Raw genomic sequence first — 14,819 nt, forward strand, 5'->3', positions numbered from 1 at the left:
TGACGGTTCATGTCGCTCACCCATGAAGCTCGAGGCACGGCGTCCCGTGCCGCCAACAGCAAGTCGCTGGAGCTGCTCGCCCGGGCCGGATTCATCGGGTACGGCGTGCTGCACCTCCTGCTCGCGTGGCTGGCCCTCCAGGTCGCGTTCGGCAACTCAAGCGGGGAGAACTCGCAGGCCGGCGCACTGGAGGAGCTGGCGTCGCAGTCGTTCGGCGCGTTCCTGGTCGGCGCGATCGGCGTGGGCCTGGTCGCGATGGCGATCTGGCAGGCGCTCGAGGCCGCGGTCGGCCACCAGGCCGAGCAGGGCCGGGAGCGGGTGTTCGAGCGCCTGGTCTCGGTCGGCCGCGCGCTGACCTACCTGTACTTCGCGTACACCGCGTACAAGGTGGTCTCCGGCGCGAACGCGTCGAACGCGGACAGCTCGCAGCAGCTGACCGAGAAGCTGATGGACTCCACCGGCGGCCGGCTGCTGGTCGGCCTGGCCGGGCTGGCCGTGCTGGGCGTCGGCCTCGGCATGATCTACCACGGCTGGAAGAAGAAGTTCGAGGAGCACCTGAAGACCGGCGAGATGAGCCCGTCGGTCCGCAGGATCTCTCGCCGCCTCGGCATGGCCGGTTACATCTCCAAGGGCATCGCGTACGGCATCGCCGGCTTCCTGGTGATCACGGCGGCCGTGACGTACGACTCGGAGAAGGCGCGTGGCCTGGACGCCGCGCTGCGTACCCTGGTCGAGCAGAGCTACGGACCGATCCTGCTGACGCTGGTCGCGCTCGGCATCGCCGCGTACGGCGCCTACTGCTTCGTGCAGTTCCGCTACCGCAAGGTCTGAATCACCGTTGCGTCACACCCGAGCCGGGTCGCGTGCGCGACCCGGCTCCGTCATGTGATGTGCCTAGCATGGGTCCGAGGTTTCCTCAGGAACAAGACGGGCAAAAGCCTCGGTTCGAATCAATCCCGACACGGAGGGAGAGACGTTTCCGTGGAGGACGTCCTGATCACGGTGGGCGTGACCGTCGCGGCCGCCGCGCTGGCGCTGCTGTTCGTCGCGGTCACCCACGTGATCATCAAGAAGCTCGCCGCTCATTCCCGGCTCGCGTCCGAACTCGCCGAGCACACCCACCGGCCGGTGCAGTTCGCGATCACGCTGATGGCGGTCCAGCTCGCGGTGCGCTTCACCACCGCGGACTCGGCCGGTGCGGAATGGCGCCGGCACCTGCTGCACGCGCTGGTGCTGCTCGTGATGGCCGCGGGCGCGTGGCTGATCGGCGCGTTCCTGGTCGCGTTCGAGGACCTGACGCTGTCCCGCTGGCGCACCGACGTGCCGGACAACCGCCGCGCCCGCCAGCTGCACACCCAGGTGGTGATGCTGCGCCGGGTCACCATCGCGGTGATCGTGGTGGTCACGGCCGGCGTGATGCTGATGACGTTCCCGGACGTGCGCGCGGTCGGCGGTGGTCTGCTGGCCTCCGCCGGTCTGGTGTCCGTGGTCGCGGCGCTGGCCGCGCAGACCCTGCTCTCGAACTTCTTCGCCGGCCTCCAGCTCGCGTTCAGCGACGCGGTCCGGCTGGACGACGTCGTGGTGATCGAGGGGGAGTGGGGCAAGATCGAGGAGCTGACGCTCTCCTACGTGGTGGTGCAGATCTGGGACGACCGCCGGCTGATCCTGCCCACGTCGTACTTCACCAGCAAACCGTTCCAGAACTGGACGCGTACGCAGTCCGCCGTGCTCGGCACCGCCGAGTTCGACGTCGACTGGTCCGTGCCGGTGCAGGACATGCGCGACGAGCTGCGTAACCTGCTGGAGGGCACCCAGCTGTGGGACGGCCGCGTCTGCGTACTTCAGGTGACGGACGCGACCGGCGGCATGATCCGCCTCCGCGCGCTGGTCAGTGCGCAGGACGCGGGCACGCTCTGGGACCTGCGCTGCCTGGTCCGCGAACACCTGGTCGCCTGGGTGCGGGACCGGCAGCCGACCACGATGCCGCGCTGGCGTGCCGAGGTCGGCGACTCCCGCGGGGACCTCAGCTGGCAGTGGGGCGAGAAGCGCCGCCCGGCGGCCGGACGGCCGTCCGAACCGCACGACGACGCGCGCCTGTTCGGCGGCAGCGAGGACGGCAACGAGCGCAACGACGCGTTCGTCGGACCGGAAGAGCCGGTACACACGCATTAGAGCCGGTATCGACGTGGCATGCCGGGCTGCGGCGAGGCCAGCCGCCGCCCGGACCGGACCGCGCGCCTCGCTCCGACCCTCACGTCGATTCAGGCGCTAGGCCTGCATAAACCGGCGCCTCGCGGGGAAGTAATGAGTCATGGCGGATGTCCTGAACCGAAGTTCCGCTCAGGCGGGTAACGGCCGGGTGGTGACCCGGGTCGGTGAACCCTCCACGTCCGAGCTGGTGCAGCGGGCCAGCGAACAGATCACACGACTCATCAGGGACGAGTTCGCGCTGGCGAAGGCCGAACTCACCGAGAAGGGCAAGCACGCCGGTGTGGGCGTGGGCCTCTTCGGCGGCGGCGGCGCGCTCGCGCTCTACGGGCTCGGCGCCGGCATCGCGACCATCATCCTGGCGCTCGCGCTGGTCATGCCCGCGTGGCTGGCCTCGCTGATCGTCACGGTGGTCCTCTTCATCGGCGCGGGCATCCTGGCGCTGCTCGGCCGCAAGCAGGTCAAGCAGGCCGTACCCCCGATGCCCCAGGCGGCCACGGACGGCGTCAAGGCCGACGTCGAGGCCGTGACCGAAGCGGTGAAGCGAGGTCGGGCATGACCATGGAAGACGTCCGGAAGAACGACGGGACCTCGCAGGACCTCGACGCACTGCGCGCCGAGATAGAGCGCACCCGGGCCGAACTGGGCGACACGGTGCAGGCGCTGGCCGCGAAGGCGGACGTGAAGGCGCGCGCCAAGGAACAGGTCGAGCAGGCCAAGGCCGCGTTCGCGATGCGCGTCCAGGACGCGAAGGACACGGTGACGCTGAAGGCGCACGAGGCGGCCGACATCGTGTCGCACCGCGCGCACGAGGCAGCCGGCGCGATGTCGCACCGCGCACACGAGGCCAAGGACGTCGTGTCGGTTCGCGCGCATGACGCGGGCGACACCGTGCGCCGCAACCCGGTGCCGGCCGCGGCGATCGCGGCCGCCACCGCCGCGGCGATCGTGCTCGCGATCTGGCTGATCCGCCGGCGTCGCTGACAATCAGGGGGAGGAACCGTGGGAAAGAAGATCAATAAGCTGGCCTACAAGCCGGTCGGTATCCTCGCCGGTGTAGCCGCGGGTGCGATCGCGGGCGCGGTGTTCAAAGAGGTCTGGCGCCTCGCCGGTAACGACGACGACGCACCGAACGCGACCGACGAGGACCGCGGCTGGACCGAGATCCTGATCGCCGCCGCGCTCCAGGGCGCGATCTTCGCGGTGGTCAAGGCCGCGGTCGACCGGGGTGGCGCGGTCGGCGTCCGCCGGGTCACGGGCCACTGGCCCGACTAGGCCGTACGTCCGGGAGCGCGCACCACGCTCCCCGTACGTCCACGCGGCGGGTGTCGCCTCCGGGCACACCCGCCGTGCCGCGTCCGCTGGAGGATCGTGGCTGATCGACGCGATCGCCGGCTCGCCCCTCCGCGGGTCGTGCGCTTCAGCCGGCGCATTAGTCGGAGATCTCGGTCGCGTAGTTCTTCCAGAGGGGTGCCATGGTCTCGGCGTTGACCGGCCGGCCGGAATCGATCATGGCCTTGAAGTCGCGGAAATACTGTACGTACCGGTCCGGCGTGAACGTGTTCAGCATGACCGCGTTCTCGTCTCCGACGGTGGCGAACGTGCCGGCCAGCTTGTTGACCAGCGGCGGAAACCCGCTGGCGGCCAGGGCGCCCTGAAACGTCCCGAGGTTGCCGATCACCGGTCAACGGTAACGGCTACCGAGCCGTGCACTCCTCTGCCGCGGGGCGGGGCCGGCCGCCCCGCGACCGGCCCCGGGCCGTGACGACTCTCAGCGCCAGGTGGGCAGTGGCGCGTTCTCCCGGATCGGGGGCAGGCCGACCGCGGTGGGCTGTTCGGTGATGGGGAGCTGGTCAGGCGCGGTGGGGGCCGGGGTCGGCGGCCGCAGCCGGGAGCGGAGACGGACGCCGAAGATCATCGCGATCAGGCCGCTGACCAGGAGAATTGCGCCGGCGATAGACCAGATCGGACCCTTGGTGATGGAACTGCCGGGGATCATCTCCAGGCCCTCGAAGATCCAGAGGGCGCCGAGGACGAAGCCGAGCAGGCCCAGCGTCAGCGTGCCCCACACCTTGGTCACCATCGCGTGTGCACCTGCGGGCGGATCAGCTCGTCGTAGACCTCGGTCACGGCGGCGTGGGTCTCCGGGGAGAGCGGCGGCAGCGCGGCGGCGGAGGCGTTGGCCCGGGCCTGGGTGGCGTTGCGGGCGCCCGGGATGATGACGGTGACGGCCGGGTGGTCGAGGATCCAGCGCAGCGCGAACTGGGCGAGCGTGGTGCCCTCCGGGACCAGCGGCGTCAGGCGGCGGACCGCCTCGAGGCCGGTCTCGAAGTCGACGCCGGAGAAGGTCTCGCCGACGTCGAAGGACTCGCCGTGGCGGTTGAAGCTGCGGTGGTCGTTCGCCGGGAACGTGGTGTTCGCGTCGTAGCGGCCGGAGAGCAGGCCGCTGGCCAGCGGTACGCGCGCGATGATGCCGACGCCGGCCTCGGCGGCGGCGGGGAGCACCGCCTCCAGCGGCTTGAGGCGGAACGCGTTGAGAATGATCTGGACACTGGCGGTGCCGGGACGGGCGATCGCCTCCAGTGCCTCCGCGGTGGTCTCGACGCTCACGCCGTACGCCGAGATGCGCTTCTCCTCGACCAGCGTGTCGAGCGCGTCGTAGACGGCCTGGGTGGAGAAGACCGGCGTGGGCGGGCAGTGCAGCTGGACCAGGTCGATCGTGTCCACGCCGAGGTTGGTGCGGGACCGGTCGTTCCAGGCGCGGAAGTTGTCCAGCGTGTAGTTGGCCGGCTCCTGCGGGACGCGGCGGCCCATCTTGGTGGCGACGGTCAGCCCGTGGCCGGGGTGCTCGCGCAGGTAGCGGCCGATCAGCTGCTCGCTGCGGCCGTCGCCGTAGACGTCCGCGGTGTCCAGGAACGTGACGCCCGAGGCCACGGCCGCGTCGACGGTGGCGAGCGCGTCGTCCTCGTCGACGTCCCCCCAGTCCGCGCCGAGCTGCCAGGTGCCGAGGCCGATGACGCCGACGGCACGGCCGCCGAGCTTGGGGAAGCTTCTTCTCTCCACGGTCCGAGCCTATCCCCAGCGCCCGGCGATGTCGTTTAGAGTCTTGCAAGACGGACGTACGGTTTGGTGGAGGTGCGCATGTGGGATCCGGACGTGTACCGGCGGTACGGCGACGAGCGCGCGCGGCCGTTCCTCGACCTGCTCGGCCGCGTGCGCACCACGGCGCCGCGCCGGGTGGTGGACCTCGGGTGCGGTCCCGGCGACCTGACCGCCACGCTGGCCGGGCGCTGGCCGGAGGCGCGGATCGAGGGCGTCGACTCGTCCCCGGAGATGATCACCAAGGCGGCCGCGATGAACGCGCCGGTGGACTTCACGGTGGGTGACGTCCGCGCGTGGGAACCGGCCCCGGACGTGGACGTGCTGGTCAGCAACGCGGTCCTGCAGTGGGTGCCGGGCCACGAGGAACTGCTGCCGCGCTGGGTGCGCGGCATCGCGCCCGGCGCGGTGATCGCGTTGCAGGTGCCGGGCAACTTCGACGCGCCGTCACACCGGGCACTGCGGGCGCTGGCCGCGGAGGAGCCGTGGAGCGAGGCGCTGGCCGGTGCGGGCATCATCCGCCGGGTGCCGGACTTCATCGAGTACGCCCGCATCCTCGCCCGGAGCGGCTGCACGGTCGACGCGTGGGCGACCACCTACCTCCACCTGCTCCCGGCGGCTGACGGGGACGAGCACCCGGTGCTCCGGTGGATGGACGGGACCGCGCTGCGACCGGTCAAGGCGGCGCTCCCGGAGGCCGACCATCCGGTGTTCCGCGCAACGCTGGGGGAGCGCCTCGCGGAGGCGTACCCCGTGGAAAATGGTCTTGTTTTCTTCCCTTTCCACCGCAATTTCGTGGTGGCCCGCACTCCACAGGGGGACGCGTGAGCGATCTGACCGACTTCATCGCCGGTCTGCCCAAGGCCGAGCTGCACGTGCACCACGTCGGCTCGGCGTCGCCGCGGATCGTGGCCGAGCTGGCCGCGCGGCACGAGGGCAGCACACCGGTGCCGGCCGACCCGGAGGCGCTCGCGACGTACTTCGAGTTCCGCGACTTCGCGCACTTCATCGAGGTGTACCTGAGCGTCGTCGACCTGATCCGGGACCCGGAGGACGTCCGCATCCTCACCTACGAGATCGCGCGCGAGCTGGCCCGGCAGCAGGTCCGGTACGCGGAGGTGACGATCACGCCGTTCTCCACGGTGAACCGGGGCATGCCGGCCGAGGCGTTCTGCGAGGCGATCGAGGACGCCCGGCTGAGCGCGGAGAAGGAGCTGAACATCGCGCTCCGCTGGTGCTTCGACATCCCGGGCGAGGCCGGCCCGAACGCGGGCGAGGACACCCTGCGGATCGCGCTGGACCAGCGGCCGGACGGGCTGATCAGTTTCGGGCTGGGCGGGCCGGAGGTGCCGCGGCCGCAGTGGAAGCCGTACTTCGACGCGGCGCGCGCGGCCGGGCTGCGCTCGGTGCCGCACGCCGGTGAGACCACCGGGCCGGAGACGATCTGGGACGCGATCCGGCACCTCGGCGCGGAGCGGATCGGGCACGGCATCGCGGCGGCGCGCGACCCGGAGCTGATGGCGTACCTGATCGAGCACGACATCGCGCTGGAGGTGTGCCCGACGTCGAACGTGCGGACCCGCGCGGTGCCGTCGCTGGCCGAGCACCCGCTGCCCGCACTGGTGGCGGCCGGTGTGCCGGTGACGATCAACTCGGACGACCCGCCGATGTTCGGCACCACGCTCAACGACGAGTACCGGGTCGCGGCCGAGCTGCTGGGGCTGGACGCGGCCGGCGTGGCGGAGCTCGCCAAGGCCGCGGTCACGCACTCGTTCATGCCGGCGGGGGACAAGGTCACCCTGACGAACGAGATCACCGCTTACGCGGGAGGCGGATTATCGGACATCCGTCGTTGACAGGCTCCCCACGTGGGCTAAGGCTCATATTCGTCCACGTTGGGGGGTGTGATCATGGCGAGATTGTTCGAGTCGCTGCCGGAGCACATCGAGGCGGCCGTCGAAGTCCGGGATGCCTGGCGCCGCCGGGTCGCGGCGGAGACGGCCGGCCTTGAGTTCCTGGTGCAGGACCTGTCCCGGTGGGCGCCCGGCGCGGTGCTCCGGGTCGCGTTCCTGGACGGTGACACCGAGGCGCACGCGCGGATCGAGGAGGCCACCCGGCAGATCACCGATGCGTGCGGCATCGCGCTCGACTTCGGCCGTGACCCGGCGACCGGTGCCTACCGGCGGTGGGCCACCACCGACACGGAGTACGCGGCGGAGATCCGGGTCAGCTTCGACCAGGGCGGCTACTGGTCGCTGGTCGGCACGGACAGTACGGACGCCACGCTCGCGGACGCGAACTCGCCGATCGGCGGCGCACCGTACCAGCGCAGCCTCAACCTGTCCGGATTCGACGGCATCCTGCCGGACGACTGGGCCGGGACCGTGCGGCACGAGTTCCTGCACGCGCTCGCGTTCAAGCACAGCCACCAGAACATGCGCGGCCCATGCCAGGACGAGTTCCGGTGGGAGGACGACGAGGGCTACGTGCCGACCCGGGACACCCGCGGCGTGTTCGTCGCGGACGAGGCGGGCCGGCGGCCGGGCGTCTACACCTACCTGGCCGGGCCGCCGAACCGGTGGACGCGCGCGAAGGTCGACTTCAACCTGCGGGCGCAGGACCCGGACGAGGCGGTCGCCGGGCCGTTCGACTCCGAGTCGGTGATGCTCTACCAGTTCGAGCCGTTCTTCTACCGGAGCGCGCCGTCGCCGTGCGCGCCGACCGGGAACGGCATCGACCTGTCCACCGGCGACATCCGCGGGCTGCAACTGCTCTACCCGCGGGCGCCCGAGCCGGACATGGTCAAGCGTGCGTCGACCGCGCTGTCCACGCTGGGCGGCGGCGTCGAGGGCGCGGCGTTCAGCCCGTACCGGCAGCGGCTCGTGGAGGTCCTGACCGCGCTGGTCGAGGGACGGGTGCCATGACCGGGGACGCGGGCCGGTACCTCGGCCTGATCGCCACCGGCGGCGGGCGGCAGACGCTGGCCGAGTCGGCCGCGTCGAGCGCCGGCAACGCGGCACCGGCCGCGAAGACCGAGCTGGTGGAACGGCTGGAGGCCGAGCTGGCCTACATCGAGTCGAAGACCGGCGTGACACCCGACCCGGCGCTGCGCGACGAGCTGCTCGCCCAGGCGGACACCGCGCTGGACAAGCTGCTCGGCGACGGCGCGGCCGCCGCGCTCACCGACGACGACGTCTCCGGCCTGGAGGCGGTCGTGGTCACCGACGGCACCCGTCCGGTGCTGTTCGTCGAGGACGACTTCGTCGACCTGCTCGCACCCAGCATCGGTGACTACGCGGCGCCGCTGTCCCGGCTCGCCGAGGAGGTCCGCTCGGTCTGCCGGTCGGTCGGCCGGGTCGACGACCCGGCCGCGGCGCCGCTCGGCTATCAGGGCACCGCCTGGGTGGTGGCCGAGGGCCTGGTCGCCACGAACTTCCACGTGCTGCAGGCGATCGCGCCGCGCGGCGTCCGCGAGGACGGCCAGTTCACCGGCCGGCTCAACCCGGGCGTGGCGGTCCACTTCGGGCACGAGGTCGGTCGGCCCTGGCCGGACCGGCGGTTCCCGATCCGGCGCGTGGTCGCGGTCGGCCGGGAGGGCGCGCCGGAGCACGTGCACACGGTGCTCGGCGGGCTCAACTTCGACGGCCTGGACCTGGCGATCCTGGAGCTGGAGCCGGTGCCGGGCCGCGCGTTCCCGCCGCCGGTGCCGGTGGCCCGCGGCGACGACCCGATCACCCGCGGCGGGCTGGCCACCGCCGGGCGCGGCGTCTACGTGGTCGGCTACCCCGGCAACGAGCACTCGACCACGCGTGAGCTGTTCACCCGGATCTTCGCGGGCGTGAAGAGCTACAAGCGGCTCGCGCCCGGCCGGATCACCGCGGCCGCCGGCGAGGTCCCCGACGACCCGCGCGGCTGGGTGTTCACCCACGACGTCTCGACGCTCGGCGGCAACTCCGGCTCCGCGGTCGTCGACCTGGACGCGGACGGGCGTGCCGTGCTCGGGCTGCACTTCGCCGGCCAGCCGGAACGGCAGAACTGGGCGCACGCGCTGGAGCGGATCACCGGGGAGTTGTCCGCCGTACTGCCCGCCGCGGCCCGATGACCGCGGCGACCTCGCTCAGCCTCTCCGCGCTCGCCGACACGGTCACCGCGCCCGCGACCGACTGGATCGTGGTCGAGCGCGTCTGGGAGCGGGTCAGCCGTGCCCGCGGCGTGCACATGCCGCCGCAGACCAGCCCGAATCTGCGGGACCTGCTGATCGGCGCGTTCGCGGCGGCCGGCGAGCACGGCTTCCTGGACGTCTTCGCGTTCGAGCTGATCAAAGCGGGGCTGGCCGGGCCGTCGCTGGTCACCGCGCTGCGCGCGATCGACGAGAACGCGGGCGGCTTCCAGTTGCAGGCGCTGCAGAACGGCGTGCGGCACGCGGTCAACCCGATGATGTACGCGGAGGGCCTGCTGCGCGCCTGCGACTACGTCTGCCGGATAGACATCAGGGGCGTGCAGGCCGGCACCGGCGTGCTGGTCCGGCCGACCGTGGTCGCGACCATGGCACACGTGGTCTGGCCGCTGCTCACCCAGGCGCCGGACGGCACGCTCGCGGCCGCGCCGGACAGCCTTCGCCACCTGGTGGTCACGTTCCGCGACTACGTGGACCGGGCCGCGACCCGGCTGGCCGGCGAGACCGCACCGCTGCACCCGGACTGGCTGCTGCACGGCAGCCCGCCGACCGAGGCCGAGCGGCTGCGCGCGGACGTGCGCGACATCGCCGGCATCGCCGCACCGGCCGGGCCGTGGGACCTCGCGCTGATCCGGCTCGCCGCACCGCCCAAGGGCGCGGCGCAGGCCGAGCTGATGGGCAGCCCGCCGGCCGGGCCGTTCGAGGTCAGCCTGCTGCACCACCCGCACGGGCCGCACGAACGCGGCGAGCCGCTGCTGCTCTCCGACGGGCGGCTGGACGAGCAGCTCGGCACGCCGCCGGTGCGGTACCTGCACGACGTGAACACGCTCGGCGGCTCGTCCGGCGCGCCGGTCTTCGACCAGCGGTGGCGGATCGTGGCGCTGCACCAGGGCGGCGTCACCGGCGTGCGCAACCGGGCCGTGCCGGTGCGCGACTGGTCGCCGATGCTGGACCGGCCGCTGCCGGACGGCGTGCCCTACCTGCGCGGCCTGGAACGTTCCACCGACCTGGCGCCGACGCCGTACCCGGTGATCGGCCGCCGCGTCACCCAGCAGCGGCTGTGGCGCGCGCTGCGCCCGGACGCGGCACCGGCCGAGCGGCTGTTCGTGGTCCGCGGCGGGCCCGGCACCGGCAAGCGCTTCACGAAACGGCTGGTCCGTGAGTTCGTCGAGAAGTACAGCGACGGCGTGGTGGTCACGCTCGACCTGGCGAACGCGCTCGCCCAGGACGCGGACGGCTTCGCCCGCTGGGTCACCGGCGCGCTCTCCGCGCCCGGCCCCACGCTCACCCACGACGACGTGCTGACCACGGCGCCGCGGGAGATCCGCGACGGCGTGCTGCCCGGACTGGCCCGGCGCGTGTCCGAGGTGGGCGGTGACCGCGCGGTCTGGCTGGTGCTGGAGGGGTTCGGCGGCGCCGCGCTGGACGTACCGCCCGGGGTGAAGGACGTGGTGGTGAACCTGATGGGCCGGCTCCGGGACAACCCGTCGCAGCGGCTCGTGCTGGTCGGCTGGGACGAGCGGCCGCCGGAGGGCTTCGAGGCGGCGATCGAGGAGCTGGCGTCCCCGACCGCGTACGACATCGCGGCGCACTTCACCCCGGCCGGCTCGGCCCCGGCGGACGCACTGGTCACGGCCGTGCCGTCGCTGCTGGCGCTACAGCAGGCGCAGGGCCTGACCGGCTACCCGGCCGCGCACGCGGTGCTGCGCATGCTGGCCGCGGGTGTGGCGGCATGACGTCACCGCAGGACGCGGCGCTCGCCGCGATCCGGAACATGTGGGCCGGCCGCTCCGACGCCGAGAGGTCCGCCTTCGCGTCCACGCTGGAAACCCATCCGCCTGCGGCGGATCAACACCTTCAGGACGAGATCACCAGGGTACGGTGGCGGGGCGCACTGTCCGGCGGTGTCGACCCGGCCGCGCTCGTGACCGGCCTGGATCCGGCCGACGCGCAACGCGTGCTCGACACGCTGGTGCCCGAGTTCGACCGGTCCCACGTGGACGAGCAGTGGCGCTGGACGATGCGCAGCGGCCCGCGCCGCGACGCGCTTCGCACGCTGGCCGACTCCCCGCGCGCGCTGACCGACGCGATCACGGACACGGTGCGCGTGCCCACCGACGACGCCGGCTACTACCTCCGCCTGCTGGCGGCCCGGTCCACCGGCGTCGGCGACCTCCCGGCGGACGGCCTCGCGGCTCGCGCGGCCACGCTGCCCGGCCGCGCGACCGAGCCGGGCCTGACCACCGTGCCCGCCGCGGGTCCCGGTGACACGACGGAGGCCCGCGCGTCGCTGCCCGGCGCGGCCGACGCGGAGGGGCTCGCGGCGCTGGACGCGGCCCGGCTGCTGGCCGCGATCGCGGCGACCGGGACGCCACCGCCGGAGCAGCCGGTCGCCACCCGGACCGCGTTGCAGGCGCTGGCCTGGGCCGAACCGCTCGGCGGGCTGGCCGGGGACCTGGCGGAGGCGCGGCGGCGGGTGCGGGTCGAGGCGGTGGTGGACAGCTACGGTGCGCTGCTCGGCAACGGGTTCTTCGGGCGCGCGGAGGAACTGGCCCGGCTGCGCGACTTCGCCACCGGGCCGGTGACCGGCGACGGCGTGCCGGTGCCGCTGCTGCCCGTGGTCGGGCTCGGCGGCGTGGGGAAGTCGACCGCGCTGGCCGCGTTCGTCGAGCCGTACCTGCGCGAGATCCTGCGGCCGGACTCCACCGGCCCGGTGGTCATCGTGATCGACTTCGACCGCGTGCAGTTCCGGATCGACGCGGAGCTGGAACTGTCCTTCGAGGTCAGCCGGCAGCTCGGCAACGCGCACCCGGTCGCGGCCGCGGACTTCTCCGCACTGCGCTACCAGGTGCGCCAGGAGCGCGCGGGCACGGCCGCGGCCCGCTACACCGGGTCGCTCGCGGCCGGTGAGGGCGCCGGGGACGCGCCCGCGTTCGAACGGGACGCGTCGCTGGCGGTCCGGCTGCACGAGCTGGACACCCGGCCGGTGCTGCTGGTCCTGGACACGTTCGAGGAGTGGCAGCGGGACCGGCCGGACCCGGCCCGGCCGCGCCTGCACGACAACGACCCGGAAGCGCGCATCCTGCGCTGGATCGCACGGCTGCGGGACACCATGGGGCTGCACGGGCTGCGGGTGATCCTGTCCGGCCGCGCGGACGTCGCGATCAACGCGGCCGACGTCACGGACCGGGTCGAGACACAGGCGGCGATCTGCCTGGCCGACCTGGCCCCGGCGGCCGCGGCGGAGCTGCTCGAGGCGCACGGCGTACCGGCGGAGCAGGCTCTTGAACTCGCCGTTGTGGTCGGCGGGAACCCGTTGACGCTGCGGGTGGCCGCGCGGTTCTTCGCCCACCTGCCGCCGGGCGAGCGGGCGGACTTCGTCGCGAGCGCCGGCACCGCGCTCGACGGCGAACTGCGCCGGGAGGTGCTCTACACGCGATTCCTCGGGCACATCGCGGACCCGCGGGTGCGCCGCCTCGCCCACCCCGGCCTGATCCTGCGCCGCGTCACCGCCGGGCTGATCCGGGACGTGCTGGCACCGTACTGCGGCCTCGGCCCGCTGACCGGCGCGGACGCGGCCGAGCTGCTGGAACGCCTCGCGGACGAGGTGTGGCTGGTCAAGCGCGACGGCGACGAGCTGCGCCACCTGCCGGACGTCCGGCGCGCGATGCTGCACCTGATGACCACCGACCCGGCCTACCGGGACGTGCTGCCCGCGATCCACCAGGCGGCCGCGCACTGGTATCGCACGCGGCCCGGCGAGGAGGCGGCGGTCGAGGCGCTATACCACGAGCTGATGCTCCGCGTCGACGACACCGCCCGCGGGCTGTCCGAACGATCACCGGCGCGGCGTCCGCCGATGTCGACCGGTCACGGCACCACTCCGGGGTACGGGCAGCCGCCGGCCCGGCGCGGCCGGCCGAATGGGGGCTCCGGTGCCCAGCCGGGTGCGTGGCCCGCTCCGCCGCGGGCCGGCTCCGAGCCGAAGCCGCGACGGCGGCGGGGCTGGCTGCCGGTCTGGCCGTGGCGACGGCGACGGATGTTCGATCGTGGCGCCACGCTGTCGCCGGAAGCTCGGCCGGCCGATTCACCGGATCTCACGGACCCGGACGTGCCGATCCGGCGGCCGGACGGTGATCCGGACGTGCCGATCCGGCGGTCGGACGGTGACTCAGGCCAGGACCGGGACGGGGATCTGCTGGATCCGGCGGATCGCCGGCTGACCGGTCGGCTGGCCGCGCTCGGTGACGCGGTGGACGAGTTGCCGCCCGCGGTCGCGGCGGAGGCGCGGGTGCTGCGCGGGGAGACGCCGCCGCTGGCCGAGGCGCTGCTGCTGCGCGATTCGGCCTGGGCGCTGTGGCTGGAGCGCCGCGGCCGGTTCCTGGTCGACAACGACGCGGCGGCGGAGGCGCTGGAACTGCTGGGCGCACGGCCCGGGATGCCGGTCACCGAGCCGGAGTGGCTGGCCCAGGCGTGCTGCGACCTCGCGCGCTGGGACGAGTACGGCCCGCGGGCGTCGGAGTTCGGCGGCGGGCGGCTGACCGCGCACCGCTACCAGACCATCGCGGCACTGCTCAGCGGCTCGGTGATCGCGCTGCCGGCGGTGGACCCGGAGACGATCGGCGGCGGGCCCGGGTTCCATGATCACGCGCTCATCCACTACTTCTACCGGCTGCTGCTCGGCCGGCCGGTGGACATCGCGGCGTGGCGGCGGCGAGAACCGCTGCTCATCGAGGCCGCGTCGGACCTGACCGGCGGCGATCGTGGCGCCACCGACCTGTTCCCGGTCGACGAGCTGCGCCGGGCGCTGGTCTGGGTCGCGGCCGGCTGCCCCGGCGGCACGATCACGCTGCGGAACGCGGTGCCCGGCATCGGCACGTCGCTGTCCCGGCAGCAGATCGTGGACGCGCCGGAGATCCTGCGAAACCTGCGCGGCGACAACCCGGAACTGCGCGCTGCCGTCCGCACCGCGCTCGCCGAGGCTGCCGCTGCCGAGGCTGCCGCCGGGGGCGGCGGTGCCGTGGACGGCCATGCCGGGAGGGGGGTTGCCGGGAGGGGTGTTGCCGGGATTCCTGACGCCGATGTGCTTGTTCGGATCGATCTTGCGGGTGACCTCGGCGCCTATCTGGACCGGGCCGTGGCTCACCATCCCGGCGCGACGCTGCTGCCCCGGGTCCGCGACGCGTTCCACCGCTGGGCGCGGGCCAACGACGCGGTGATCGACGCCATCGTCCGCGACGCCGAGGCCGGCCGGCCGGACCGCGCCTGAGCACCAGCGACCGGAAGCTCGTACTTCCGGCATGCCGGCGCGGCGAGCGCGGCCCGGTGGATGCGG

General features: G+C 73.1%; 14 protein-coding genes. 11 read left to right on the top strand and 3 right to left on the bottom strand.

Annotated elements, in window-relative coordinates; genetic code table 11:
• The first annotated feature begins 9 nt into the window (after nucleotides 1-9).
• From J2S42_RS32445 to J2S42_RS32465, 5 genes are all read left to right on the top strand, one after another.
• Nucleotides 10-831, top strand: a complete 822-nt coding sequence (locus tag J2S42_RS32445) for a DUF1206 domain-containing protein (protein WP_307245325.1) — start codon at nucleotides 10-12, stop codon at nucleotides 829-831.
• A 150-nt stretch (nucleotides 832-981) separates the two neighbouring features.
• Nucleotides 982-2,172 (top strand): mechanosensitive ion channel family protein, encoded by a 1,191-nt coding sequence (locus J2S42_RS32450; RefSeq protein ID WP_307245327.1) that lies wholly within the window; start codon nucleotides 982-984, stop codon nucleotides 2,170-2,172.
• Nucleotides 2,173-2,311: 139 nt separating this feature from the next.
• Nucleotides 2,312-2,767, top strand: a complete 456-nt coding sequence (locus J2S42_RS32455; RefSeq protein ID WP_307245330.1) for a phage holin family protein — start codon at nucleotides 2,312-2,314, stop codon at nucleotides 2,765-2,767.
• The gene (locus tag J2S42_RS32460; protein WP_307245332.1) at nucleotides 2,764-3,192 is read left to right on the top strand and encodes a DUF3618 domain-containing protein; all 429 of its coding nucleotides are present in this window, start codon (nucleotides 2,764-2,766) and stop codon (nucleotides 3,190-3,192) included. The genes J2S42_RS32455 and J2S42_RS32460 overlap by 4 nt, the downstream gene beginning before the upstream one ends.
• An 18-nt stretch (nucleotides 3,193-3,210) precedes the next feature.
• Complete coding sequence (locus tag J2S42_RS32465; protein ID WP_307245333.1) at nucleotides 3,211-3,483, top strand: DUF4235 domain-containing protein; 273 nt, start codon at nucleotides 3,211-3,213, stop codon at nucleotides 3,481-3,483.
• A 157-nt stretch (nucleotides 3,484-3,640) separates the two neighbouring features.
• Here J2S42_RS32465 and J2S42_RS32470 read toward each other — a convergent pair whose 3' ends face one another.
• The 3 genes from J2S42_RS32470 to J2S42_RS32480 form a co-directional block, all read right to left on the bottom strand.
• Complete coding sequence (locus J2S42_RS32470; protein ID WP_307245336.1) at nucleotides 3,641-3,889, bottom strand: hypothetical protein; 249 nt, start codon at nucleotides 3,887-3,889, stop codon at nucleotides 3,641-3,643.
• Nucleotides 3,890-3,979: 90 nt separating this feature from the next.
• Nucleotides 3,980-4,291: a hypothetical protein gene (locus J2S42_RS32475; protein ID WP_307245338.1), complete on the bottom strand. Its 312-nt coding sequence runs from the start codon at nucleotides 4,289-4,291 to the stop codon at nucleotides 3,980-3,982.
• The gene (locus tag J2S42_RS32480) at nucleotides 4,285-5,271 is read right to left on the bottom strand and encodes an aldo/keto reductase (RefSeq protein ID WP_307245340.1); all 987 of its coding nucleotides are present in this window, start codon (nucleotides 5,269-5,271) and stop codon (nucleotides 4,285-4,287) included. Before J2S42_RS32480 ends, J2S42_RS32475 begins: the two co-directional genes overlap by 7 nt.
• Nucleotides 5,272-5,349: 78 nt before the next feature.
• On the opposite strand from J2S42_RS32480, the gene J2S42_RS32485 reads away from it, so the two are divergent.
• Genes J2S42_RS32485 through J2S42_RS32510 form a run of 6 tightly spaced genes read left to right on the top strand, consistent with a single transcriptional unit; the run spans nucleotide 5,350 to nucleotide 14,753 of the window.
• Entirely contained in the window at nucleotides 5,350-6,135 is a 786-nt protein-coding gene (locus J2S42_RS32485; RefSeq protein ID WP_307245342.1) for a trans-aconitate 2-methyltransferase, read from the top strand.
• A complete protein-coding gene (locus J2S42_RS32490; RefSeq protein WP_307245344.1) occupies nucleotides 6,132-7,163 on the top strand; it encodes an adenosine deaminase in 1,032 nt (343 codons plus the stop codon). The genes J2S42_RS32485 and J2S42_RS32490 overlap by 4 nt, the downstream gene beginning before the upstream one ends.
• Before the next feature lie 54 nt (nucleotides 7,164-7,217).
• On the top strand, nucleotides 7,218-8,231 hold the full coding sequence (locus J2S42_RS32495; protein WP_307245346.1) for a zinc metalloprotease: 1,014 nt from the start codon (nucleotides 7,218-7,220) through the stop codon (nucleotides 8,229-8,231).
• Nucleotides 8,228-9,409 (top strand): trypsin-like serine peptidase, encoded by a 1,182-nt coding sequence (locus J2S42_RS32500; protein WP_307245348.1) that lies wholly within the window; start codon nucleotides 8,228-8,230, stop codon nucleotides 9,407-9,409. The genes J2S42_RS32495 and J2S42_RS32500 overlap by 4 nt, the downstream gene beginning before the upstream one ends.
• Nucleotides 9,406-11,220 carry a trypsin-like serine peptidase gene (locus tag J2S42_RS32505; protein ID WP_307245350.1) on the top strand — a complete coding sequence of 605 codons (1,815 nt, stop codon included), beginning with the start codon at nucleotides 9,406-9,408 and terminating at the stop codon, nucleotides 11,218-11,220. Before J2S42_RS32500 ends, J2S42_RS32505 begins: the two co-directional genes overlap by 4 nt.
• The gene (locus J2S42_RS32510) at nucleotides 11,217-14,753 is read left to right on the top strand and encodes an AAA family ATPase (protein ID WP_307245352.1); all 3,537 of its coding nucleotides are present in this window, start codon (nucleotides 11,217-11,219) and stop codon (nucleotides 14,751-14,753) included. The genes J2S42_RS32505 and J2S42_RS32510 overlap by 4 nt, the downstream gene beginning before the upstream one ends.
• Nucleotides 14,754-14,819 lie beyond the last annotated feature (66 nt).

It is taken from the genome of Catenuloplanes indicus (assembly GCF_030813715.1).
GTDB lineage: Bacteria > Actinomycetota > Actinomycetes > Mycobacteriales > Micromonosporaceae > Catenuloplanes > Catenuloplanes indicus.